This is a genomic window from Pseudomonas sp. 1 (assembly GCF_056626735.1).
This window is the reverse complement of sequence record NZ_JBWXMQ010000003.1, coordinates 64,891-87,930: the sequence shown is the minus strand read 5'-3', so window position 1 is coordinate 87,930 and position 23,040 is coordinate 64,891. Positions and strand designations below refer to the sequence as shown.

Below are 23,040 nucleotides of genomic sequence, written 5' to 3'. Positions count from 1 at the left end.
TCTAACGATTGATGTGCAGTTCCACCCGACGGTTCTGCGCACGCCCCTCATCAGTATTGTTGTCGGCGACCGGTTCGCTTTCGCCGCGCCCTTCACTGGTGAGTTTGTTCGGCGCCAGGCCCTGGCTCAGCAAATATTCCGCCACGCTGCTGGCTCGACGTTCCGAAAGCGCCTGGTTATAAGCATCCGAACCTTTGCTGTCGGTGTGGCCGATGACTTTGATGCTCACCACATCGGCATTGCGCAGTTTGTCCATCAACGTGTCCAGCTGGCTTTTGGCAGCGGGTTTCAAATCGGACTTGTCGAAATCGAACAACACGTTGCCGGCGTCGTTGAGGGTGATGACTTCGGTTTGCGGGGCCGGTTCGGCCGGTTTCTCGGTGACCGGGTATTGCGGCAACGGACAGCCACGATGATCGACCGGAGTGTTGGCCGGGGTGTCGGGGCAACGGTCGCGGCGATCGAATACGCCGTCGTCGTCTTCATCGCCATCCTGGGCGTAACAGATCAATCCGCCAGTGAGGATCCCCAGCGCAGCGCCACCGCCGGCCCAGCCGCTATTTTCGAGCGCGCCGAGACCGCCGCCGACCAGTCCGCCAATAAGGCTGCAGATCGGCCAGGTACGTTGATTGAGGGGAGCGGTGCCATCGCTGTGGGTGGCGCAACCGGTCAACAGGCTGCCCAGCAGCAGAACCGGCAAGACGGACCTTGTAAGAACACTCATCGTTAAAGCTCCTGTGTCACCGGCCCATACCGGTTACACAGGAGTAAAGACCCGCATCCGCGACTGCACAAGCCGCGGATGCGAGGGGGGCTAGCGGTTGATTTTGATTTCGGTACGACGGTTCAGCGCGCGACCGTCGGCAGTTTTGTTGTCTGCCACCGGCTGGCTTTCACCGGCACCGGTCACCGACACGAAGCTGCTTTGCGGTACGCCGCTTTCGACCAGGTACTTGACCACCGAGTGCGCACGGCGGTCCGACAGTTTCTGGTTGTAGGCATCGCTGCCGACGCTGTCGGTGTGGCCGGTCACGGTCAGTTGCGCCGTGCTGGATTCCTGTTTCAGGCGCGAAGCGACTTTATCCAGGACCAGTTTGTCGGCCGGAGTCAGCGTGGCCTTGTCGAACTGGAAGTGAACATCGCGGATGACAATGGTTTCTTCCTTGACCACCACAGCTTCTTCGACCACTGGCGCAGGGGCTGGTGGAGGGCAGCCGTCAGCATCGACCTGTACGCCTTTAGGCGTGCCCGGGCACTTGTCGCGACTGTCCGGCACACCATCGCCGTCTTCATCGCCATCACCGTGAACCCAGCAATAGGCTGCTGCCGTACCGCCGACGAGTAACGCGCCATACCCCGCCCATGCGGAGCTTTCGGTCGCACCGAGACCCGCACCGACGACACCACCGACTGCCGCACAGGTCGGCCAGTCGGTTTTCTGCAAACCTGCACAACCAGTCAACACACTGGTTAGCAGAACCAAGGGTAATGCTGTCCGAACTATGCTCATCTAGTTTTCTCCTGAGGGATCGGCTTAGAACCGATTCAGGGAGTAAAGACCGGAGTTTTAATCTCCGCCAGCAATAGGCCATTGCCGTTTGTGCGCCTGTTCACGGGACTTCGGCGAATTTGCCGCAAACCCGCAGGACAGAGATCTAGGCCTTGGCGTCCGGGCAGGCTAGTCTTGGCGCTCTGATTGAGGAGCTTCGATGAACGTTGCCATTTCTTCCCGCACCCCGCAGCAGGCGTTGGCCACCCTGCTCGACCGCTACGCCCCGGCACGCCTGCTGCTGATCGGCGCCAGCGAATTCCCGGCGCTGGCTGCCTTTAAGCAGGCGCACCCGCAGACCTGCGTCGCGCACGCCGCGCCCGGTGCGTTGCCGGCCGAACTGGCGGCCCAACGTTTCGACCTGGCGCTGGTGGTAGATTGCCTGGAACATTTGCCCAAGCGCGACGGCCTCAATCTTTTGGGCGGGATCCGCAACCTCAACGCCAGCCGCATCGCGGTGCTGGCGGATCTGCCGGCCAGCGGCTGGCAGGAGACCGATTTTTATTCCCTGGCCCTGCAGGCCAGCGAACGCTTCGCCCGGGACGAACAGGTGCTGACCCTCTTCACCTACGATCTGCTTGACTACAAACAAGTCCCCGACTGGCTCAATTCGCGGTTCTGGGCCAATCCGGAAAACTTCGGGAAATACTGGTGGTAATGCAATGAGTACAGCCATTTGCCCTTGCGGCAGCGGCAACCTGCTGGATGCCTGCTGCGGTCCTTATCACGCCGGCCACCCGGCCCCGTGCGCCGAAGCCCTGATGCGTTCGCGCTACAGCGCCTACGTGCTGGGTCTGGTCGATTATCTGGTGGCCACCACCCTGCCCGCCCAGCAAGCGGGGCTGGATCGCCAGTCGATCAGCAACTGGAGCGCCCAGAGCACCTGGCTCGGTCTGGACGTGGAAAGCTCGGAAGTGTTCGGCGGCCAGCCGGAACACGCATTCGTCACGTTCACTGCGCGCTGGCATGACGGTCAGGGCGAGCACAGCCACCGCGAACGCTCGTCGTTCGTGCAGAACAGCGGGCGCTGGTATTTCATCGACCCGACCGTGCAACTGAAGCTGGGCCGCAACGACGCCTGCCCGTGCGCCAGCGGCCAGAAGTTCAAGAAATGCTGTGCGGGGTATTTCGGCAGCTGAGGCTAGACTGGGCCGCAAAGGGAGTTAAACCATGCTCGGTCATTGGCGCACATTTCAGGTCCTTTCACTGCTCGTGTTTCTGGGGCTCGGCGGCTGCGCGTCCTGGTTCAGCGACGACTCCCGCGACCCCGCCGTGCACCTGGTGAAAGTCGAGGTAGTACGCGCCAGGTTGCTGGAACAGAAATTCATCCTGCACTTTCGCATCGACAACCCCAACGACAGCGACCTGACCGTGCGCGGCCTGGAATACCGCATACACCTGGCCGACATGCTGCTGGCCGAAGGCGAGCACGAACACTGGATCACGGTGAACCCCAAAAGCAGCGCGTTCTACAACGTGCCGATCCGTACCAACCTGTGGCCGAAGGTCAAAGAGGTGGTGAAAATGCTGAAAAACCCGAACCAGCAGATTCCCTATCGGCTGGAAGGCGAGATGGAAACCGGTTTATTCATCGCTCACTACGTGCACCTGGCGCGCAATGGCGTGATAATCCCCGCCGATTTGATTACGGAGTGACCCCGATGACCCAGCAACCTCATGTCCATGGCCCTGACTGCAACCACGATCATGACCATCACCACCATGACCATGGCCATGTCCACGGCCCGAACTGCGGCCACGCCCACCAGGAACCGGTGCGCAATGCCCTGAAAGACGTTGGCCGCAACGACCCTTGCCCATGCGGCAACGGCAAGAAGTTCAAGAAGTGCCACGGCGCTTGATGTTTCGGGCGAAGACCGACTTCGCCTGATACACCGCTTTCGCGAGCAAGCTCGCTCCCACAGGGATCGCGTTCCGTCAGGAGCAACTCGGTCGAATGTGGGAGCTGCGGTGCGACGATTCGACTTGCCGGCGATGGCGGCGGCACATTCAGCAAAGCCCTATCGGGCCGCAAGAATCTCCGCACTGCCAACCACCGTCGCATACTCCCCGTGCAGATTCCCCAGCGACATGGCATGCACCTCTTGCGCCGAACGCAGCGTGCCGAAATAGTCAGCCTTGTCGAAGGTAAAGCACGCATCCTCCGCCACCCACGCCTCGAACCCCAGATTGCCCGCCGTGCGTGCCGTGGACTCCACCGAGTTGTTCGTCGCCACGCCGACAATGATCAACTGCCCGATCCCCGCCTCACGCAGCTTCGCCTCGAGCCCCGTCGCACAAAACGCATCCGGTACCTGTTTCCGGATCAGCCATTCGCCGTCCTGCGGCAAGAACCGGTCCTGAAATTCCACCCCTGACTGCTCTGGCCAGAACACTGATTCCGGCGAGCGCGACAGGTGCTGTACATGAATCACCGGCCGCCCGCTGCGCCGCCAGAAGCCCAGCAAATCGAGGATCCGCTCTTCGGCCGACGGATTGTTCCGCCGCCCCAGACGCGGTTCCAGAATGCCTTTTTGCTGGTCGATGATGATAAGTGCAGCGTTGGCCTTGAGCTCCATGGCGATTTTTCTCACGCAGGGTCATTGAATTTCCCGTACTTGAGCATCACCTCCTGTGAGTAAGCAAGCTATCGAACGCACACAGGACAACCTGAAGCCGGCGTTTGCTGTCCGCACGTAAGTCATTTTCCTGATTTGGAGTTTTCCATGATCGACCTGTATTACTGGACCACGCCCAACGGCCACAAGATTTCCCTGTTCCTCGAAGAGGCGGGCCTGCGCTACGACGTGCACCCGATCAACATCAGCCAAGGCGAGCAGTTCCAGCCGCACTTTCTGAAAATCGCGCCAAACAATCGCATCCCGGCCATCGTCGATCATGAGCCGGCCGATGGCGGCGAACCGTTGTCGCTGTTCGAGTCCGGGGCGATCCTGCTGTACCTCGCGGAAAAGACCGGCAAGTTCCTGCCCAAGGATCTGCGTGGCCGCCAGGTGGCGCTGCAATGGCTGTTCTGGCAAATGGGCGGCTTGGGGCCGATGGCCGGGCAGAACCATCATTTCAGCCAGTTCGCCCCGGAAAAAATCCCCTACGCGATCAAGCGCTACATCGACGAAACCGCGCGCCTGTACGGGGTTCTGGACAAGCAACTGGCGAACAATGAGTTCGTCGCCGGCAGCGAATACAGCATCGCCGACATGGCGATCTACCCGTGGATCGTTTCGCACAAGTGGCAGAGCCAGAACCTGGAAAACTTCCCGAACGTGCAGCGCTGGTTCAACCACATCAAGGATCGCCCGGCGACCGTGAAGGCGTATGCGCTGGTGCAGAAGATCAATCCGCCAAAGTCCTGACCTGTCTTGATCGTTCCCATGCAGAGGCGTCGAATCGTCCGCGTGGAAATGGGCCGCAGAGCGGCCCGGACTGCATTCCCGCGCAGACGGTTCGGCGCCTCGACGTGGGAACGATCTGCATGAGCGGAAAGAAATAACCGCTCGCCCCGCTTGCGCGGCCCCCACCTGCTCACTAACGTAGCGGCTTTATTGCGCCCCCAGCCTCTACACCCCCGCAGGAGCTTTGCCATGGCCTCGCCAGCCCTTTCACATTTTCTTCCCCGGTTCGGCGTTGCCGCAGCAGTGGCCGGTGTTCTGAGCCTGACCGGTTGTCAGACCTGGAACGCCCAGGACACCCTCCCGCCGACCTCCGGTGTGCAGCCGCTCAAGGGCCTGGCGCAGAACGTTTCGGTACGCCGCAATGCCATGGGCATGCCGCTGATCGAAAGCAACAGCTTCCACGACGCACTCTTCGCCCTCGGCTACGTGCATGCCAGCGACCGGATCAATCAGATGGTCACCCTGCGCCTGCTGGCCCAGGGCCGTCTGGCGGAAATGTCCGGTTCGTCGATGCTCGACGCCGACCGTTATATGCGCGCCGTCAACCTGAAGAAAAGCGCCGGCGAGCTGTACAAGGCCTCGTCGCCACGGCTCAAGCGCTTCTTCGAAGTCTATGCCCGGGGCGTCAACGCCTACCTGTTCCGCTACGCCGACAAACTGCCGGGGGATCTGGCATCCAGCGGCTACAAGCCCGAGTACTGGAAACCGGAAGATTCGGCGCTGATCTTCTGCCTGCTGAATTTCAGCCAGTCGGCCAACCTGCCGGAAGAAATCGCTTCGCTGGTGCTGGCGCAGACCGTGACCAACGACAAACTGGCGTGGCTGACGCCGTCCGCCCCTGACGAAAACCTGCCGCTGGCCGAGGCCGACAAGCTGCAAGGCATCAAGCTCAACGGGCAGATTCCGGGGCTGACGGAACTGAGCAACGCCAGCGAACAACTGGCCGCCATCAACCTGCTTGGCACTCAGTCGTCGAACAACTGGGCCATCGCTCCGCAACGCAGTCGCAGCGGCAAGAGCCTGCTGGCCAGCGACAGCCATGGCCCGCTGGCCGCGCCGTCGCTGTGGAGTTTCGTGCAGATCCGCGCACCGAAATACCAGGCCGCCGGTGTGACCGTGGCGGGTCTGCCCATGGTGCTCGGCGGCTTCAACGGCAAGGTGGCGTGGAGCCTGACCAGCGTGCTCGGCGATAACCAGGACCTGTTCCTGGAAAAAATCCGTCGTCAGGGCAGCACGCTGTCCTACGAGGTCAACGGCAAGTGGCAACCGGTCGCCGTGCGCAACGAAACCTATTTCGTCAAAGGCCAGCGGCCAATTCGCGAAGCGGTGTACGAAACCCGCCATGGCGCGCTGCTCAACAGTGTTCAAGCCGCCGCTCAGGGCGCAGGTTTCGGCCTGGCCCTGCAGACGCCGAGCTTCACCGACGACAAATCCCTCGATGCGTTTTTCGATCTGAGCCGCGCCCAGAACGTTGAACGCGCCTCGGACGCCAGCCGGGAAATCCGCGCCATCGCGTTGAATCTGGTGTTTGCCGACGCCAGCAACATTGGCTGGCAAGTCACCGGACGTTTCCCGAACCGCCGTGAGGGCGAAGGCCTGCTGCCGTCGCCGGGCTGGGAAGGTCGCTACGACTGGGACGGCTACGCCGACCCGATGCTGCACCCCTACGATCAGGATCCGGCCCAGGGCTGGCTCGGCACCGCCAACCAGCGGGTCATTCCCCATGGCTACGGCATGCAACTGTCCAATTCCTGGGCGGCGCCGGAACGTGGCGAGCGCCTGGCTGAACTGGCCGGCAGCGGCAAACACGATGGTCGCAGCGTGATCGCCATGCAGTACGACCAGACCACCACCTTCGCTGCCAAGCTGAAGAAAATGTTCGAAGCACCGGGCATGGCGCAGCCGCTGAAACAGGCGATCGACGCGCTGCCGGACGCCGAGCGCAGCAAGGCCCGCGAGGCCTACACCCGTCTGATGGCGTTCGACGGCAAGCTCAACCCGACTTCCGCCGATGCGGCAATTTACGAGCTGTTCCTGCAGGAAAGCATGAAGCAGATTTTCCTCGACGAACTCGGCCCGCAAAACAGTCCGGCGTGGAAAGCGTTTATCGCCAACGGCGATCTGTCCTACGCCGCACAGGCCGATCACTTGCTGGGCCGCGAAGACAGTCCGTTCTGGGACGACGCCCGTACGCCGCAAAAAGAAGACAAACCGGCGATCCTCGCCCGCAGTCTGGCGGCTGCGATCAGCGCTGGCGACAGTCAGTTGGGTGGCGACCGCCGGTCTTGGCAGTGGGGCAAACTGCACCGCTACGAGTGGAAGAATGCCAACGGCCAGACTGTTCGCGGCCCGATCGCGGCGGGCGGCGACCACACCACGCTCAACACGGCGGCGTTTGCCTGGGGCCAGGACTTCAACACCACCCGTGCGCCGTCGATGCGTTTCATCGTCGACTTCGGTCAGAGCGAGCCGCTGATGGGGCAGAACGGGACGGGGCAATCGGGTAATCCGGTGAGCCCGAACTACCTGAACGGCATCGATCCGTGGCTCAAGGGCCAGTACATCGGCCTGCCGATGCAGCCGCAGAACTTTGACCGGGTGTATGGCAAGACGCGGTTGACGCTTACCCCCGGCAAGTAATCCCCCCCCACAGTTGATCATTCCCACGCTCCGCGTGGGAATGCCTCAAGGGACGCGGAGCGTCACGGGCTGCATTCCCAAGCAGAGCGTGGGAACGATCATGTGACAGTAAAAAACTCGATAGAACTTCTGACTTCGCGCCTGCCTCATAGCTAACAAGTCCTCCATTCCGGTAACACCATGGACCTTGTTATTGCTCGCCCCGAAGGCCTCTACTGTCCCGCCGGGGATTTCTACATTGACCCGTGGCGGCCCGTCGAGCGCTCGGTGATCACCCATGCCCACGGTGATCATGCCCGTGGCGGCAACCAGCATTACCTGGCCGCCAGCCCTGGCGAAGGGATTTTGCGCGCGCGCCTGGGCCAGGACATCAACCTGCAAACCCTCGACTACGGCCAGCGCCTGACCCACCACGGCGTCACCCTGAGTTTTCATCCCGCCGGCCATGTGCTCGGCTCGGCCCAGGTGCGGCTGGAATACGGCGGCGAAGTCTGGGTCGCGTCCGGCGACTACAAGATCGAACCCGACGGCACCTGCGCGCCGTTCGAACCGGTGCGTTGCCACACCTTCATCACCGAATCGACCTTCGGCCTGCCGATCTATCGCTGGCAGCCGCAGGCGCAGGTGTTCGCCGAGATCAACCAGTGGTGGCAGGCCAACATCGAGGCGGGCAAGGCCAGCGTGCTGTTCTGTTATTCGTTCGGCAAGGCCCAGCGGATTCTCCACGGCATCGACGAAACCCTCGGGCCGATCCTCAGCCACGGTGCGGTCGAGCCGCTGAACCGGGTCTACCGCGAGGCCGGCGTCTACCTGCCGCCGACGATCTACGCCGGCGACGTGAAAAAGAACGACCCGATGATGCGCCAGGCGCTGGTCATCGCCCCGCCGTCGGCCGGCGGCAGCAGCTGGATGCGCCGGTTCGGCGATTACAGCGACAGCTTCGCCAGCGGCTGGATGCGCCTGCGCGGCACCCGCCGGCGGCGCGGGGTCGATCGCGGGTTCGTGCTTTCGGATCATGCCGACTGGCCCGGCCTGTTGTGGGCCATCGAGCAGACCGGCGCCGAACGGGTCATGGTCACCCACGGCTCGATTGGCGTACTGGTGCGCCATCTGCGCGAAAAAGGGCTCGACGCCCAAGGCTTCAATACTGAATACGGTGACGACGAAGAAGAGCATTCCACCGCCACGCCCGCCGTCGCCGAGGTGCAGCCATGAAAGACTTCGCCGGGTTGTACGCCGAACTCGACGCCACCACCTCCAGCAACGCCAAACTGGCGGCCATGCAGACTTACTTCGCTCAGGCGCAACCGCAGGATGCGGCGTGGGCGGTGTACTTTTTGTCCGGCGGGCGGCCTCGGCAACTGGTGCCGGTGCGGATCCTGCGGGATCTGGCGGTCGACGTGTCCGGGCTGGAGCCGTGGCTGTTCGAGGAGAGCTATCAAGCAGTCGGCGATCTGGCGGAAACCATCTCGCTGGTGTTGCCGGAACACCCGCACACCTCCGAGGCCGGCCTCGCCGAATGGATCGAAGCCAAACTGCTGCCCTTGCGCGGTGAAACCCCGGAATACCTCGCCCACCAGTTACCCGCACTGTGGGCGCAACTGGATCGACCGAGCCTGATGCTGTGCATCAAACTGATCACCGGCAGCTTCCGGGTTGGCGTGTCCAAATTGCTGGTGACCCGAGCCCTGGCTTCCATGGCCGGGCTCGACAGCAAACGCGTGGCGCAAAGGCTGGTGGGTTACACCGACTTGTCCAACCGGCCGAGCGCTGACAGCTACCTGAAACTGATCGCGCCCGAATCCAGCGATGAACACGCCCAGCGCGGAGGCCAGCCCTACCCGTTCTTCCTCGCCCACGCGCTGGCGCAACCGGTGGAAACCTTCGACACCCTGCTCGGGCCTGCAAGCAACTGGCAGGTGGAGTGGAAGTGGGATGGTATCCGCGCGCAGGTGGTTAAGCGCGACGGCAAATTGTGGGTCTGGTCCCGGGGCGAAGAGCTGGTCACCGAACGTTTTCCCGAACTCGACACACTGGTGCAAGGGTTGCCTGACGGCACAGTGATCGATGGTGAGATCGTGGTGTGGAAGAACAACCGCCCGGTCACCGAAGACGCGTTCGATCCCCAGACGACGCAAGCCCCGGCGGTGCAACCCTTCGCGCTGTTGCAACAGCGGATCGGTCGCAAGTCGCTGGACCGCAAAATCCTCGAAGACGCGCCGGTGGTGGTACTCGCCTATGACCTGCTCGAATGGCAGGGCGAAGACTGGCGCAACCAGCCCCAGGCCAGACGTCGTGAGCAACTGGAGCAGGTCATCGCCAAATGCAACAACCCGGTGCTGCTGCCTTCGCCGCTCCTGACGGGTGATGACTGGCTCGATCTCGCCCGCCAGCGTGAGGCCTCCAGGCGACTTGGGGTCGAAGGCATGATGCTCAAGGCCCGGGATGCGATGTACGGCGTCGGCCGCACCAAGGACATGGGCGTGTGGTGGAAATGGAAGGTCGATCCGTTCAGCGTCGACGCGGTGCTGATCTACGCCCAGCGCGGGCATGGGCGCCGCGCCAGCCTCTACAGCGATTACACCTTTGCGGTGTGGGACGGCCCGCCCGGTTCCAGTGCGCGGGCGCTGGTGCCGTTCGCCAAGGCCTATTCCGGGCTGACCGATGCGGAAATGCGCGAAGTGGACAGCATCGTGCGCAAGACCACCGTGGAAAAATTCGGTCCGGTCAGCAGCGTGACACCAAGCCTGGTGTTCGAACTGGGCTTCGAAGGCATCGCCCTCTCCCGCCGGCACAAAAGCGGCATCGCCGTGCGCTTCCCGCGCATGCTGCGCTGGCGCCAGGACAAGACCGTGGATGAGGCCGACAGCCTGGCGACCTTGCAAGAGCTGTTGGTCTGACTCCTTCCCCCGATACTCCCCCTCACCCCGATCGTTCCCACGCTCCGCGTGGGAATGCCTCAATGGACGCTCTGCGTCCGCTTTGGGACGCGGAGCGTCCCGGGCTGCATTCCCACGCAGAGCGTGGGAACGATCCCCTGAACCATCCTGGTGCAGCTTTTGCGGCGCGCCCGTTTTCGTGCACTGACCGGCCCCGGCATGCACTTCCTGCACCTTTTAAAACACTTGTTCGGGACTCTGGTTCGGAAATTGCTACTTTCTATAAGTCGTAAGCGCTCCAGTAACAATCATTCCGCGCCACAAGCGCTCATATTGGTTCTTAGGGATTGAATAATGAAAAAAGCATTGCTGACCCTTTCTGCACTGGCGTTGTGCATGGCCGCCGGCTCCGCGCTGGCCAAGGAATACAAAGAACTGCGGTTTGGCGTTGACCCTTCCTACGCACCGTTCGAGTCGAAAGCGGCAGACGGCAGCCTGGTTGGCTTCGACATCGATCTGGGCAACGCGATCTGCGCCGAGTTGAAGGTCAAGTGCAAATGGGTCGAAAGTGACTTCGACGGCATGATTCCGGGCCTCAAGGCCAATAAATTCGACGGTGTGATCTCGTCGATGACCGTGACCGAAGCCCGTGAAAAAGTCATCGACTTCTCCAGCGAGCTGTTCTCCGGCCCGACTGCCTACGTGTCGAAGAAGGGTTCCGGCATCACCAACGACGTCGCGTCGCTGAAAGGCAAAACCGTCGGCTACGAGCAAGGCACCATCCAGGAAGCCTATGCCAAAGCCGTGCTGGACAAGGCCGGCGTGAAAACCCAGGCCTATCAGAACCAGGATCAGGTGTATTCCGATCTGACTTCCGGCCGTCTCGATGCGGGCATTCAGGACATGTTGCAGGCCGAACTGGGCTTTCTGAAGTCGCCACAGGGTGCCGACTATGCTGTCAGCGAGCCGGTCGACAACCACTTGCTGCCAGCCAAGACCGCTGTCGGTATTAAGAAAGGTAACACCGAGCTGAAAGCGCTTTTGGATAAAGGTATCAAAGCGTTACACGATGATGGCAAATACGCCGAGATTCAAAAGAAACACTTTGGCGATCTGAATCTGTACAGCGGCAAATAATGCCCCGGCGCCCATCCTCGATGGGCGCCTTTTTCATTCAGTCAGGTTGCTGATTTATGTTCGAAAACCTCTTACAAAATCTGGGGCTCTCCGCCTTCAGCCTCAAGGGCTTTGGCCCGCTGCTGTTGGAAGGCACCTGGATGACCATCAAATTGTCGGCGTTGTCGCTGCTGGTGGCCGTGTTGCTCGGCCTGCTCGGCGCCAGTGCCAAGCTGTCAAAAGTCAAACTGCTGCGCCTGCCCGCCCAGATCTACACCACGCTGATTCGCGGGGTGCCGGACCTGGTGCTGATGCTGCTGATCTTCTACAGCCTGCAAACCTGGCTGACGACGCTCACCGATTACCTGGAATGGGAATACATCGAGATCGACCCGTTCAGCGCCGGGGTCCTGACCCTGGGCTTCATTTATGGCGCGTACTTCACTGAAACCTTCCGCGGAGCGATTCTCGCCGTGCCACGCGGTCAGGTCGAAGCCGCCACCGCCTATGGTCTCAAGCGCGGCCAGCGCTTTCGTTTCGTGGTGTTCCCGCAAATGATGCGCTTCGCCCTGCCGGGCATCGGCAACAACTGGATGGTGATGCTCAAGGCCACCGCGCTGGTCTCGATCATCGGCCTGGCCGATCTGGTCAAGGCCGCGCAGGACGCCGGCAAGAGCACCTATCAGCTGTTCTATTTTCTGGTTCTCGCCGCGTTGATTTACCTGCTGATCACCAGTGCCTCGAACTTCATCCTGCGCTGGCTCGAACGCCGCTACGCCGCCGGTGCACGGGAGGCCGTACGATGATCGAACTTCTGCAGGAATACTGGAAAGCCTTCCTTTATACCGACGGCCAGAACATCACTGGCCTTGCGATGACGATGTGGCTGCTCAGCGCCTCGATCTTCTTCGGTTTCATCGTGTCGATTCCGCTGTCGATCGCCCGCGTCTCGCCGCACTTCTACATCCGCTGGCCAGTGCAGTTCTACACCTACCTGTTCCGTGGCACGCCGCTCTATATCCAGTTGCTGATCTGCTACACCGGGATCTACAGCCTGGCCGCCGTGCGCGCGCAACCGCTGCTCGACAGTTTCTTCCGCGATGCAATGAACTGCACGATCCTGGCCTTCGCCCTGAACACCTGCGCCTACACCACGGAGATTTTCGCCGGGGCGATCCGCAGCATGAACCACGGCGAAGTCGAAGCGGCCAAGGCTTACGGGCTGACCGGGTGGAAACTCTATGCCTACGTGATCATGCCGTCGGCGCTGCGCCGGTCGTTGCCGTACTACAGCAACGAAGTGATCCTGATGCTGCACTCGACCACCGTGGCCTTCACCGCGACCATCCCCGACATCCTCAAGGTCGCGCGGGACGCCAACTCGGCGACCTTCCTGACCTTCCAGTCGTTCGGCATCGCCGCCCTGATCTACCTGACCATCACCTTTGCGCTGGTCGGCCTGTTCCGTCTTGCCGAACGCCGATGGCTGGCCTTTCTCGGCCCGACCCACTAGGACCCTTTTGAGATGCGCCACCAGATACACAACTTGCTGGCCCCGCTGCCGGGGACCGCACGACAGATTCACAGCTTTCACTTCGGCCCGGACAAGGCCCAGGGCAAGATTTATATCCAGTCCTCGCTGCATGCCGACGAACTGCCCGGCATGCTCGTGGCCTGGCACCTCAAGCAGCGTCTGGCGGAGCTGGAAGCCGCCGGGCGCCTGCGCAGCGAAATCGTGCTGGTGCCGGTGGCCAACCCGGTTGGCCTCGAACAGGTGCTGATGGATGTGCCGCTGGGCCGCTACGAGCTGGAGAGCGGGCAGAATTTCAACCGCTGGTTCGTCGACCTCAGCGAAGAAATCGGCAACGAAATCGAAGCGCAACTGAGCGACGACCCGCAGCGCAACCTCGAATTGATCCGATCCAGCCTGCGCAACGCCCTCGACCGCCACACCGCCACGACTCAGTTGCAATCCCAACGCCTGACCCTGCAACGGCTGGCCTGCGATGCGGACATGGTTTTGGACCTGCATTGCGATTTCGAATCCGTGGTTCACCTCTACACCACGCCCGAGGCCTGGCCGCAGGTCGAGCCGCTGGCGCGCTATATCGAATCCCAAGCGAGCCTGCTGGCCACCGACTCCGGCGGCCAGTCGTTCGATGAGTGCTTCACCCTGCTGTGGTGGCAATTGAAGGAGCGCTTCGGCGAACACTTCGACATTCCGCTCGGCAGTTTCTCGGTCACCGTCGAGTTGCGCGGTCAGGGAGATGTCACCCATCCGCTGGCCAGTGGCGACTGCCAGGCGCTGATCGATTACCTGATCCATTTCGGCGCCATCGTCGGCGAACCAAAAGCCTTGCCGGCACTGCCACATCCCGCCACACCTCTGGCCGGCGTGGAACCGGTGGCCACTCCCGTCGGCGGCCTGCTGGTCTACAGCGCCACACCCGGCCAGTGGCTGGAAGCCGGGCAGAAAATCGCCGAAATCATCGACCCGATCAACGACCGGGTCACGCCAGTCCATTGCACCGCTTCCGGTCTGCTCTATGCCCGCTCGCTGCGGCGCATGGCCACCGCCGGGATGGTGATCGCCCACGTCGCGGGCGCCGAAGCCTATCGCAGCGGCTATCTACTTTCGCCTTGAGGATGCCTGTTCCATGTACAAATTGACCGTTGAAGGCCTGCACAAAAGCTATGGCGACCATCAGGTGCTCAAAGGCGTCTCGCTCAAGGCCAAGACCGGCGACGTGATCAGCCTGATCGGCGCCAGCGGCTCGGGCAAAAGCACCTTTTTGCGCTGCATCAACTTTCTCGAACAACCCAACGACGGCGCGATGAGCCTCGACGGCCAGGCGATCCGCATGGTCACCGACCGCCACGGCATGCACGTCGCCGACCCCAATGAACTGCAACGCCTGCGCACGCGCCTGGCGATGGTGTTCCAGCATTTCAATCTGTGGAGCCACATGACCGTGCTGGAAAACATCACCATGGCCCCGCGCCGGGTGCTGGGTTGCAGCAAACAGGAAGCCGACGACCGCGCCCGGCGATATCTGGAAAAGGTCGGTTTGCCGGCGCGGGTGGCCGATCAGTACCCGGCGTTCCTCTCCGGCGGCCAGCAACAACGGGTGGCGATTGCCCGCGCGCTGGCCATGGAACCGGAAGTCATGCTGTTCGACGAACCGACTTCGGCACTCGACCCGGAACTGGTCGGTGAAGTGCTCAAGGTGATCCAGGGCCTGGCCGAGGAAGGCCGGACCATGATCATGGTCACCCATGAAATGAGCTTTGCGCGCAAGGTCTCGAGCCAGGTGCTGTTTCTGCACCAGGGGCTGGTGGAAGAAGAAGGTGCGCCCGAAGAAGTGCTGGGCAATCCGAAAAGCGAACGTCTGAAGCAATTCCTCAGCGGCAATCTCAAGTAAAACTATTGCCCCGCCGGCGCGGTCTCTGAAGGAACACTTTCAGAGCACACGTCGCCGGCATGGGCACTTCCACCGACTTCGCCAAACTTTGGTTCAGCGCCCGCGACTGGAAGCCGTTCGCCTTTCAAAAACAGGTGTGGGCGGCGGTCAAACGTGGCGAATCCGGCCTGCTGCACGCCAGCACCGGCGCCGGTAAAACCTACGCGGTGTGGTTTGCCGCGCTCAATCGGTTTGCCCGCTCCGGGCCTGTTGCCGAAGCCACCCGTAAACGTCCACCGCCCGCCGAACCGCTGACTGTCTTGTGGATCACGCCGATGCGGGCGCTGGCCGCCGACACCGCGCGCGCCTTGCAAACGCCGCTGGACGATCTGCAGATTCCCTGGAGCGTCGGCCTGCGCACTGGCGACACCGGCAGCAGCGAACGCGCCCGGCAGAACCGGCGACTGCCCACCACGCTGATCACCACCCCGGAAAGCCTGACCCTGATGCTCGCCCGCGCCGACGCGCAAACGGCGCTCTCGACGCTGCGCATGGTCGTGGTGGATGAATGGCACGAATTGCTCGGCAACAAGCGCGGCGTCCAACTGCAACTGGCCCTCGCCCGGTTGCGGCGCTGGCACCCGGGACTGATCGTCTGGGGTGTTTCTGCGACGCTCGGCAATCAATCCCACGCCGAACAGGTACTGATCCCACAAGGCGGTGGCATCAGCATTCAGGGGAAAAGCGAAAAGTCGCTCAAGGTCGACACCTTGCTCCCACCGGCCATCGAACGCTTTCCCTGGGCCGGACATATCGGTTTGAAGATGTTGCCGCAGGTGGTCGCCGAACTGGACGTCTGCGCCAGCAGCCTGGTGTTCACCAATACCCGGGCGCAATCGGAAATCTGGTATCAGGCCTTGCTGGAAGCGCGGCCGGACTGGGCCGGGTTGATCGCCTTGCATCACAGTTCTCTGTCCCGCGACACTCGCGACTGGGTTGAGCAGGCGCTGAAGAATGGTCAGCTCAAGGCCGTGGTCTGCACGTCGAGTCTGGATCTGGGGGTGGACTTCCTGCCAGTGGAGCGGGTGCTGCAGATTGGTTCGGCCAAAGGTGTCGCGCGGCTGATGCAGCGTGCCGGGCGTTCGGGCCATGCGCCTGGTCGAACGTCGCGGGTAACGTTGGTGCCGACCCATAGCCTGGAACTGATCGAAGCCGCTGCTGCTGGTGATGCCGTAGCACAGCGGCGGATCGAACCTCGATTGTCACCGCACAAACCGCTGGATGTGCTGGTGCAGCATCTGGTCAGCATGGCCCTGGGCGGTGGCTTTATTCCCGATGAGTTGTACGAGGAAGTCCGTGGTGCCTGGGCCTATCGCGACCTGACACGTGCAGACTGGGCCTGGGCGCTGGCGTTCGTACGCCACGGCGGGATGTCGCTGACGGCGTACCCGGATTACCGCCGGGTCGAACCGGATGAGCACGGGATCTGGCGCGTCCCAGATGCGCGGCTGGCACGCCGCCATCGGATGAGCGTCGGCACCATCGTCAGCGACGCTTCGATCCATTTGAAATTCTGGAGCAAGGGCGGTGGCGGCAAGCAACTGGGCAGCGTTGAAGAGGGCTTTATCGCCCGCCTCAAACCCGGCGACGGCTTCTTGTTCGCCGGGCGCTTGCTGGAGTTGGTGCGGGTGGAAAACATGACTGCCTACGTCAAACGCAGCACGGCGAAAAAAGCCGCTGTACCGCGCTGGAATGGCGGGCGTATGCCGCTGTCCAGCGAACTGGCGCAAGCGGTGGTCAGCCGGTTCAGCGCGGCGGCAAACGGTGAGTTTGCCGGCCCGGAAATGCAGGCGTTGCGACCGTTGCTGGAAACGCAGCTGCGCTGGTCGGGCCTGCCGACCGTTAACAATCTGCTGGCCGAAGTGCTGAAATCCCGCGAAGGCTGGCACCTTTTCCTCTACCCGTTCGCCGGACGCCAGGTGCATCTGGGACTGGCCAGCCTGCTGGCGTGGCGGGTCAGTCAGCGCCTGCCTGTGACCTTCTCGATTGCGGTCAGCGATTACGGCCTGGAATTGCTCAGCGCGACGCCCGTTGACTGGTCTGTGCAACTGGATGACGCGCTGCTCAGTCCCGAGGATTTATTGAGGGATGTGCTGGCCAGCCTCAACGCGGGCGAACTGGCGCTGCGCAGGTTTCGGGAAATCGCCCGGATTGCCGGTCTGGTGTTCGCCGGTTACCCCGGTGCGCCGAAAAGCACTCGTCAGGTGCAGGCCTCCAGCGGGCTGTTCTTTGAAGTGTTCAAACAATACGACGCCGACAATCTGCTACTGGCACAGGCCGGGGAAGAGGTCCTGCGCGAAGAGCTGGATATTCGTCGGCTGGAACAGACATTGGAGCGAGTCAACCGGATGAAACTGGACATGCACCTGATCAAACGTCCCACACCGCTCGGCTTTCCATTGCTGGTGGAGCGCATGCGCGAAAGCATGAGTTCGGAAAAGCTCGCCGACCGCATCCGCCGCATGGTTGGCGACCTGGAGAAAACCGCCGACAAGGGCCAATCCTGATGAACGCGCCCTATCCTGTGCGCCTGGCAGGCGAAGACCTCTGGTTGCTGCCGGAAAAGGCGCTGTACTGGCCGGCGCAACAGGCGTTGCTGATCGCTGATGTGCATTTCGGCAAGGCTGCCGCTTACCGGCGTCTGGGGCAACCGGTGCCGCAGGGCACCACGGCGAGCAACATCGCCGTGATCGAGCAGTTGCTGGCGAAACTGCCGTGTCGGCAACTGATCTTTCTTGGGGACTTTCTGCACGGGCCTGGCTCCCACGCTCCCGACACCTTGCAGGCATTGGCGCAATGGCGGGCGCGGCACGCCGATCTGCCGATCACGCTGATTCGCGGCAATCACGATAAACGTGCCGGTGATCCACCGCAGACCCTGAACATTCGAGTGGTGCCCGAACCCCTGTTGCTAGGGCCTTTCGCGTTGCAGCACGAACCCGAACCGCACCCTGAACGCCACGTCCTTGCAGGCCACGTACACCCGGTCTTTCGGTTGAACGGCAAGGGGCGTCAGCGTTTGCGGCTGGCGTGTTTCAGGCTGGGAGAACGCATCAGTCTGCTGCCGGCCTTCGGGGCCTTCACCGGCGGTTATCCGGTGGAGAAGGAAGACAGCTGTCGGATCTTTGTCATTGGCGACAACGAAATATGGCCCGTCGGCTGAAGTCCTGCTCAGGACTCAGCCGACGGGCCATACATTCAATCAAGCGACAGGCGCGGGTGGCGGTTTGTCCGGCAACGTAGGCTCGCCGGGCTCGGTCGGTTCTTCGTTGGGGGTATCGGGATCGGGCTGGTGAGGAATTCCGCCAGCCATGGCGATGGGTGGGTGTGCCAACAAGGACCAGGCCAATACGCCAACCTGATTGGGCTCGAGCCTTGCCAGTTCGGCAGTGATTTGCGGATCGATCTTCATGGAGCACTCCTCGGCGAAGGCCCGTTTCGCTGTCCGCGAATCGGGCAGTACACCTCATAGAGTGTCTACCCGCCGAAGAATTCCCGGTAACTGCCGGATGGACGGCTCAGGTACGTGGCAAGGTCACGCCACGCTGGCCCTGGTACTTGCCGGCGCGATCCTTGTAGGAGACTTCGCATTCCTCGTCGGATTCAAGGAACAGCATCTGCGCCACGCCTTCGTTGGCGTAGATCTTCGCCGGCAGGTTGGTGGTGTTCGAGAACTCCAGGGTCACCTGGCCTTCCCACTCGGGCTCGAGCGGGGTGACGTTGACGATGATGCCGCAGCGAGCGTAGGTGCTCTTGCCCAGGCAGATGGTCAGGACGTTGCGTGGAATACGGAAGTATTCAACGGTCGTGGCCAGGGCGAAGGAGTTCGGCGGAATGATGCAGACGTCGCTGTGGACGTCGACGAAGCTGCCGGCATCGAAGTTTTTCGGATCGACGATGGCCGAATTGATGTTGGTGAACACCTTGAAATGATTGGTGCAACGCACATCGTAGCCATAGCTCGAAACACCGTAGGAGATCACACGGCTGTCGTCGCTGCCACGTACCTGGCGCTCGACGAACGGCTCGATCATGCCGTGTTCCTGCGCCATGCGGCGAATCCACTTGTCCGATTTGATGCTCATGGCGGGTGTCCTGAATAGCGAGGTGGAAAAAATCTGTCCGGCATCTTACCGGGCGCGCCGCCGGGTTCAAAGTCCGGGCTGCAAATCTCGCCGAACGTGCAGGAATTACGCGGCCTGGCGACGAACCGTCAGACCGCCGATCCCTAAAACAGAGAAACCTTCGCAAGAAGCATTGGCACGTTCCGGAAAAAGGGTTAAGGTGGCGCCACTGTGCTGCTTGTGTCACTGAGAATCTCTACACGATATGTTGAATTTCGATCCAACCATCTACAAGAATTTTTCCTGCTCTTTGCACTCAGTCTCGGCCAGGGTTCTTCCTGAGTCGCAGTTATCTTTGTTCAAGGAGTTACACCATGTCTAATCGCCAAACCGGTACCGTTAAGTGGTTCAACGATGAAAAAGGCTTCGGCTTCATCACCCCACAATCCGGTGACGACCTGTTCGTTCACTTCAAAGCTATCCAATCCGACGGCTTCAAAAGCCTGAAAGAAGGCCAACAGGTTTCTTTCATCGCTACCCGCGGTCAGAAAGGCATGCAAGCTGAAGAAGTACAAGTTATCTAACTTGTAGCTTCTTTAGTAAAAGGCCCCGCCCTCAAAAGCGGGGCTTTTTTGTGAGCGTCTGTTTTTCCGGGCGCAAAAAAAGATCGCAGCCTTCGCAGGCTGCGATCTTTTTTGTTGTTTACCAGGCGACGCCGAAACCGGCGGTGTAGCGGGTCTTGCTCAGGTCCGCGTCCTCGGTGCCGCTGATGATGTCGCGCTCGGCCTTGAGGTTGAGGGAGGCCCAGTCGGTGACCTTGTAGCGCAGGCCCATTTCCGCATCCAGAGCATAGTCGGCCACACCGGACAGCGGCTTGCCGACTTCGCCATTGGTGAAGAACTCGACTTTCTTGCCGATCAGGTAGCGGTTGTAATCCCACTTCATCGCGACCGAATAGAAGTTGTCCTTGCTGCCATCGCGATACTGGTAGTCGGTGCGGTTGAGCAGCGAGCCCAGGGAGAATGCCCCCAGCTCGTCATCCCAGAACTGGTAACCCGGACCTGTACCGACCACGCGCTGACGCGCCAGCTCTTCGATGTGGTCGCGCTTGTAATTCAGGCGCCCCTGCCAGAACCACTTGTCCGTCAGGAAACGGTCGAGTGCATACTCGGCGCGCCAGTTGTCGGTAGTGGTCACGTCGTCCTGCACTTCGCGGTTGTACTCGCCCTCGGCGGTGTGGCGCCAGCGACCATGGCGGGCGGACGTCTTGAAGCCGATATCGTAATCGTCGGTGTCCTTTTCCGCGCGCTGATAATCCAGCGCCAGATCGACGTTGCCCTTCCACACCAGATCCTCGACCACCGGTTTGGGTTTGAGAATCTGCTGAATGCTCGCCAACTCCACGGTTTTCGGCGCTTCGCCGTTGGCCAGGGTGACCTTGCCGTCTTCGGCAGCGCTCAGCGACTTGGCCTTCTCGCCGTTGTAGGCGTCTTGCTTGACCAGCAACTCCTGATCGCTCTCCAGCGTCTTGACCTGCTTCCAGTCAATGGTCACTGCGCCCGCGTACTGGGTCTGGACCAGCAACTTGCCACCGTCGAACAGCGTGATTTTGCCGCTCAGCTTGTCACCGTTCTTCAACCAGACGGTGTCGGCAAGCAGGGGTGTGGACGCACTGAAGACAGCAAGGCACAGCAGGGTTCTGGACAACATAAGCAAATCGGGGACTCAAGTTTGCGAAAAAATGGTCGGCATTATCCGTAGGAATAATTCCCTGACAAGGAATGACCCGGCTATTTCTATTGAGTTCATTTCTCAATTGCCCTTGCACCGATTACGCTTAAGGACATAACGCGATCAAGTTCAGGAACCGCGCACGTGACAGACCCGATGCATGCCTGCGAAAACGATCCGCAAATCCGACGCACGGCACTCTATTCCACCCTCGCCCAAGTGCCCGAGGGCAAGGTCGTCAGCTATGGTCAGTTGGCCGAACTGGCGGGGTTGGGGCGCGCCGCCCGCTGGGTCGGCCGGACCCTGAGCCAATTGCCCGGCGATACCAAACTGCCCTGGCACCGCGTACTCGGCGCCGGCGGTCGGATCAGCCTGCCGGCGGGCAGCCCGTCCGGGGACGAACAGCGGGCGCGATTGCGCATGGAAGGCATCACCATCCTGAACAATCGTGTGGATATTCGGCGCCATGGCTGGCGTCCGGTAGAGCACAGCGGTTAGAGTGCGCGCTTTGTTTTCGCAATCTTGAGGCAGACTTCAGCCCATGCCCCGTAAAACCTGGCGCGCCGCGCTCGCCGCCTATGCCAGTCCTTCGACGCTCGTGCTGTTGTTGCTGGGTTTCGCCGCCGGCCTGCCGTACATGCTGGTGTTCTCGACACTTTCGGTCTGGCTGCGTGAAGCCGGTGTGGCCCGCGAGACGATCGGCTACGCCAGCCTGATCGGTCTGGCCTATGCCTTCAAATGGGTCTGGTCGCCCCTGCTCGATCAATGGCGCCTGCCGTTGCTCGGCAAGCTGGGGCGCCGTCGCTCGTGGCTGGTGCTCTCACAGACGCTGGTGATCCTCGGCCTGATCGGCATGGGCTTTTGCGACCCGCAGAAACACCTGTCCTGGCTGATCGCTATCGCAGTGATCGTCGCCTTCGCTTCCGCCACCCAGGACATCGCCGTCGACGCCTATCGCCTGGAAATCGCCGAAGACAACCGTCAGGCCGCTCTGGCCGCCAGTTACATGTCCGGTTATCGGGTGGCGGCCCTGCTCGCGACCGCTGGTGCACTGTTCTTCGCCGAAGGCTTCGGCTCCACCGGGTTCAACTATCAGCACTCCGCCTGGACCGGCACCTACGTGCTGTTCGGCGCCTTGATGGTCCCTGCCCTGCTCACCACCCTGCTGATGCGCGAGCCTCCGGTGCCGTTGCGCACTCAGTTGCAGGCCGGGCGCTACACCTTCATGCATCAGTTGATGTCGGTGTTCGTGCTGATCATTTTGCTGGTCTCCGTCCCGGCGATGTTCACCCAGCTCTACAACACCGATTTCGCCAGCGTGCTGTTTGGTGACATGAGCCCGCTGGACCTGCTGCTTGAAGACCGGGCGTTCCTGCGCGCGATTCTCTACACCACGCTGACCTGCCTGTGCCTCTCGGCCATGGGCCGTCGCGGTCTGGCGCCGGTGCTGACGCCGGTCAACGACTTCATCCTGCGCTACCGCTGGCAGGCGCTGCTGCTGCTCGGCCTGATCGCCACCTATCGGATGTCCGACACGGTGATGGGCGTGATGGCCAACGTGTTCTACATCGACCAGGGCTTCACCAAGGACCAGATCGCCAGCGTCAGCAAGATTTTCGGTCTGATCATGACCCTCGTCGGCGCCGGCATGGGCGGTCTGCTGATCGTGCGCTTCGGCATCCTGCCGATCCTGTTCATCGGCGGCGCTGCGTCGGCGGCCACCAACCTGCTGTTCCTCATGCTGGCGGACATGGGCCCGAACCTGCAGATGCTGGTGGTGACGATCTCTCTCGACAACTTCAGCTCCGGTCTGGCTACCTCGGCGTTCGTCGCCTACCTGTCGAGCCTGACCAACCTGAAGTTCTCCGCCACTCAATACGCCCTGCTCAGCTCGATCATGCTCCTGCTGCCACGCCTGATCGGCGGCTACTCCGGCGTGATGGTGGAGAAATTCGGTTATCACAACTTCTTCCTGATCACCGCGCTGCTCGGCGTGCCGACCCTGGTGCTGATTGCCCTGCACTGGTTCCAGGAAAGCCGCCGCGAAGGTCCGACGCCGACGCCGGAACCTGCACCGACCTCCGTCGTGGAAGAATCGTAAGACATCTCGCACCCGGCGAGAGGGTTCGCGCCGGGGTTGCACTTCTGTACGTCGGCGGATCTCGCCGTTACACTGCTCCGTCATTTCCA

General features: G+C 61.7%; 24 protein-coding genes. 18 read left to right on the top strand and 6 right to left on the bottom strand.

What is annotated here, in order from left to right:
• Nucleotide 1: 1 nt before the first annotated feature.
• Both AC1MDC_RS05890 and AC1MDC_RS05885 read right to left on the bottom strand, forming a co-directional pair.
• Nucleotides 2–724 (bottom strand): PA1041 family peptidoglycan-binding anchor lipoprotein, encoded by a 723-nt coding sequence (locus tag AC1MDC_RS05890; RefSeq protein WP_085697418.1) that lies wholly within the window; start codon nucleotides 722–724, stop codon nucleotides 2–4.
• A gap of 90 nt (nucleotides 725–814) precedes the next feature.
• Nucleotides 815–1,510 (bottom strand): PA1041 family peptidoglycan-binding anchor lipoprotein, encoded by a 696-nt coding sequence (locus AC1MDC_RS05885; protein ID WP_011332779.1) that lies wholly within the window; start codon nucleotides 1,508–1,510, stop codon nucleotides 815–817.
• 199 nt (nucleotides 1,511–1,709) lie between these two features.
• Between AC1MDC_RS05885 and AC1MDC_RS05880 the strand changes: the two genes are divergently transcribed.
• The 4 genes from AC1MDC_RS05880 to AC1MDC_RS05865 are packed head-to-tail and all read left to right on the top strand — an operon-like array spanning nucleotide 1,710 to nucleotide 3,411.
• Nucleotides 1,710–2,207, top strand: coding sequence for a DUF6231 family protein (locus AC1MDC_RS05880; RefSeq protein ID WP_480392658.1), 498 nt, complete (start codon nucleotides 1,710–1,712; stop codon nucleotides 2,205–2,207).
• A 4-nt stretch (nucleotides 2,208–2,211) separates the two neighbouring features.
• The gene (locus AC1MDC_RS05875; RefSeq protein WP_085697416.1) at nucleotides 2,212–2,688 is read left to right on the top strand and encodes a YchJ family protein; all 477 of its coding nucleotides are present in this window, start codon (nucleotides 2,212–2,214) and stop codon (nucleotides 2,686–2,688) included.
• A 31-nt stretch (nucleotides 2,689–2,719) separates the two neighbouring features.
• On the top strand, nucleotides 2,720–3,205 hold the full coding sequence (locus AC1MDC_RS05870; protein WP_085697415.1) for an LEA/WHy family protein: 486 nt from the start codon (nucleotides 2,720–2,722) through the stop codon (nucleotides 3,203–3,205).
• Nucleotides 3,206–3,210: 5 nt separating this feature from the next.
• Nucleotides 3,211–3,411, top strand: a complete 201-nt coding sequence (locus AC1MDC_RS05865; RefSeq protein WP_085581598.1) for an SEC-C metal-binding domain-containing protein — start codon at nucleotides 3,211–3,213, stop codon at nucleotides 3,409–3,411.
• Nucleotides 3,412–3,570: 159 nt separating this feature from the next.
• On the opposite strand, the gene AC1MDC_RS05860 is transcribed toward AC1MDC_RS05865, so the two are convergent.
• Nucleotides 3,571–4,128, bottom strand: a complete 558-nt coding sequence (locus AC1MDC_RS05860) for a cysteine hydrolase family protein (protein ID WP_085697414.1) — start codon at nucleotides 4,126–4,128, stop codon at nucleotides 3,571–3,573.
• Nucleotides 4,129–4,275: 147 nt separating this feature from the next.
• Between AC1MDC_RS05860 and AC1MDC_RS05855 the strand changes: the two genes are divergently transcribed.
• The 11 genes from AC1MDC_RS05855 (at nucleotide 4,276) to pdeM (ending at nucleotide 18,218) form a co-directional block, all read left to right on the top strand.
• Nucleotides 4,276–4,920 carry a glutathione binding-like protein gene (locus AC1MDC_RS05855; RefSeq protein ID WP_480392657.1) on the top strand — a complete coding sequence of 215 codons (645 nt, stop codon included), beginning with the start codon at nucleotides 4,276–4,278 and terminating at the stop codon, nucleotides 4,918–4,920.
• A 228-nt stretch (nucleotides 4,921–5,148) separates the two neighbouring features.
• Complete coding sequence (locus AC1MDC_RS05850) at nucleotides 5,149–7,599, top strand: penicillin acylase family protein (protein WP_480392656.1); 2,451 nt, start codon at nucleotides 5,149–5,151, stop codon at nucleotides 7,597–7,599.
• 180 nt (nucleotides 7,600–7,779) lie between these two features.
• Complete coding sequence (locus AC1MDC_RS05845) at nucleotides 7,780–8,814, top strand: ligase-associated DNA damage response exonuclease (protein WP_480392655.1); 1,035 nt, start codon at nucleotides 7,780–7,782, stop codon at nucleotides 8,812–8,814.
• The gene (locus tag AC1MDC_RS05840; RefSeq protein WP_480392654.1) at nucleotides 8,811–10,499 is read left to right on the top strand and encodes an ATP-dependent DNA ligase; all 1,689 of its coding nucleotides are present in this window, start codon (nucleotides 8,811–8,813) and stop codon (nucleotides 10,497–10,499) included. Before AC1MDC_RS05845 ends, AC1MDC_RS05840 begins: the two co-directional genes overlap by 4 nt.
• Nucleotides 10,500–10,832: 333 nt before the next feature.
• Complete coding sequence (locus AC1MDC_RS05835; protein WP_085683295.1) at nucleotides 10,833–11,615, top strand: transporter substrate-binding domain-containing protein; 783 nt, start codon at nucleotides 10,833–10,835, stop codon at nucleotides 11,613–11,615.
• A gap of 56 nt (nucleotides 11,616–11,671) precedes the next feature.
• Complete coding sequence (locus tag AC1MDC_RS05830; protein ID WP_085697409.1) at nucleotides 11,672–12,400, top strand: ABC transporter permease; 729 nt, start codon at nucleotides 11,672–11,674, stop codon at nucleotides 12,398–12,400.
• Nucleotides 12,397–13,107 (top strand): ABC transporter permease, encoded by a 711-nt coding sequence (locus tag AC1MDC_RS05825; protein WP_011332767.1) that lies wholly within the window; start codon nucleotides 12,397–12,399, stop codon nucleotides 13,105–13,107. The genes AC1MDC_RS05830 and AC1MDC_RS05825 overlap by 4 nt, the downstream gene beginning before the upstream one ends.
• Before the next feature lie 12 nt (nucleotides 13,108–13,119).
• On the top strand, nucleotides 13,120–14,238 hold the full coding sequence (locus AC1MDC_RS05820) for a succinylglutamate desuccinylase/aspartoacylase family protein (RefSeq protein ID WP_480392653.1): 1,119 nt from the start codon (nucleotides 13,120–13,122) through the stop codon (nucleotides 14,236–14,238).
• A gap of 13 nt (nucleotides 14,239–14,251) precedes the next feature.
• Nucleotides 14,252–15,016, top strand: coding sequence for an ABC transporter ATP-binding protein (locus tag AC1MDC_RS05815; protein WP_085697407.1), 765 nt, complete (start codon nucleotides 14,252–14,254; stop codon nucleotides 15,014–15,016).
• Between the two features lie 59 nt (nucleotides 15,017–15,075).
• Nucleotides 15,076–17,562: a ligase-associated DNA damage response DEXH box helicase gene (locus AC1MDC_RS05810; RefSeq protein ID WP_480392652.1), complete on the top strand. Its 2,487-nt coding sequence runs from the start codon at nucleotides 15,076–15,078 to the stop codon at nucleotides 17,560–17,562.
• The gene (gene pdeM, locus AC1MDC_RS05805; RefSeq protein WP_227234632.1) at nucleotides 17,562–18,218 is read left to right on the top strand and encodes a ligase-associated DNA damage response endonuclease PdeM; all 657 of its coding nucleotides are present in this window, start codon (nucleotides 17,562–17,564) and stop codon (nucleotides 18,216–18,218) included. Before AC1MDC_RS05810 ends, pdeM begins: the two co-directional genes overlap by 1 nt.
• Nucleotides 18,219–18,257: 39 nt before the next feature.
• Here pdeM and AC1MDC_RS05800 read toward each other — a convergent pair whose 3' ends face one another.
• Together AC1MDC_RS05800 and dcd are read right to left on the bottom strand one after the other, a co-directional pair.
• Nucleotides 18,258–18,467, bottom strand: a complete 210-nt coding sequence (locus AC1MDC_RS05800) for a hypothetical protein (RefSeq protein WP_085697404.1) — start codon at nucleotides 18,465–18,467, stop codon at nucleotides 18,258–18,260.
• Between the two features lie 106 nt (nucleotides 18,468–18,573).
• Nucleotides 18,574–19,140 carry a dCTP deaminase gene (dcd, locus tag AC1MDC_RS05795; RefSeq protein ID WP_007954988.1) on the bottom strand — a complete coding sequence of 189 codons (567 nt, stop codon included), beginning with the start codon at nucleotides 19,138–19,140 and terminating at the stop codon, nucleotides 18,574–18,576.
• Between the two features lie 353 nt (nucleotides 19,141–19,493).
• Between dcd and AC1MDC_RS05790 the strand changes: the two genes are divergently transcribed.
• A complete protein-coding gene (locus AC1MDC_RS05790) occupies nucleotides 19,494–19,703 on the top strand; it encodes a cold-shock protein (protein WP_002554837.1) in 210 nt (69 codons plus the stop codon).
• 118 nt (nucleotides 19,704–19,821) lie between these two features.
• Here the strand turns inward: AC1MDC_RS05790 and AC1MDC_RS05785 are convergent, their stop codons facing one another.
• Nucleotides 19,822–20,829: a DUF481 domain-containing protein gene (locus AC1MDC_RS05785; RefSeq protein WP_007954986.1), complete on the bottom strand. Its 1,008-nt coding sequence runs from the start codon at nucleotides 20,827–20,829 to the stop codon at nucleotides 19,822–19,824.
• A gap of 177 nt (nucleotides 20,830–21,006) precedes the next feature.
• Between AC1MDC_RS05785 and AC1MDC_RS05780 the strand changes: the two genes are divergently transcribed.
• Together AC1MDC_RS05780 and AC1MDC_RS05775 are read left to right on the top strand one after the other, a co-directional pair.
• The gene (locus AC1MDC_RS05780) at nucleotides 21,007–21,348 is read left to right on the top strand and encodes an MGMT family protein (RefSeq protein WP_170929714.1); all 342 of its coding nucleotides are present in this window, start codon (nucleotides 21,007–21,009) and stop codon (nucleotides 21,346–21,348) included.
• Between the two features lie 43 nt (nucleotides 21,349–21,391).
• The gene (locus tag AC1MDC_RS05775; RefSeq protein ID WP_085697402.1) at nucleotides 21,392–22,951 is read left to right on the top strand and encodes an AmpG family muropeptide MFS transporter; all 1,560 of its coding nucleotides are present in this window, start codon (nucleotides 21,392–21,394) and stop codon (nucleotides 22,949–22,951) included.
• Nucleotides 22,952–23,040: the final 89 nt, after the last annotated feature.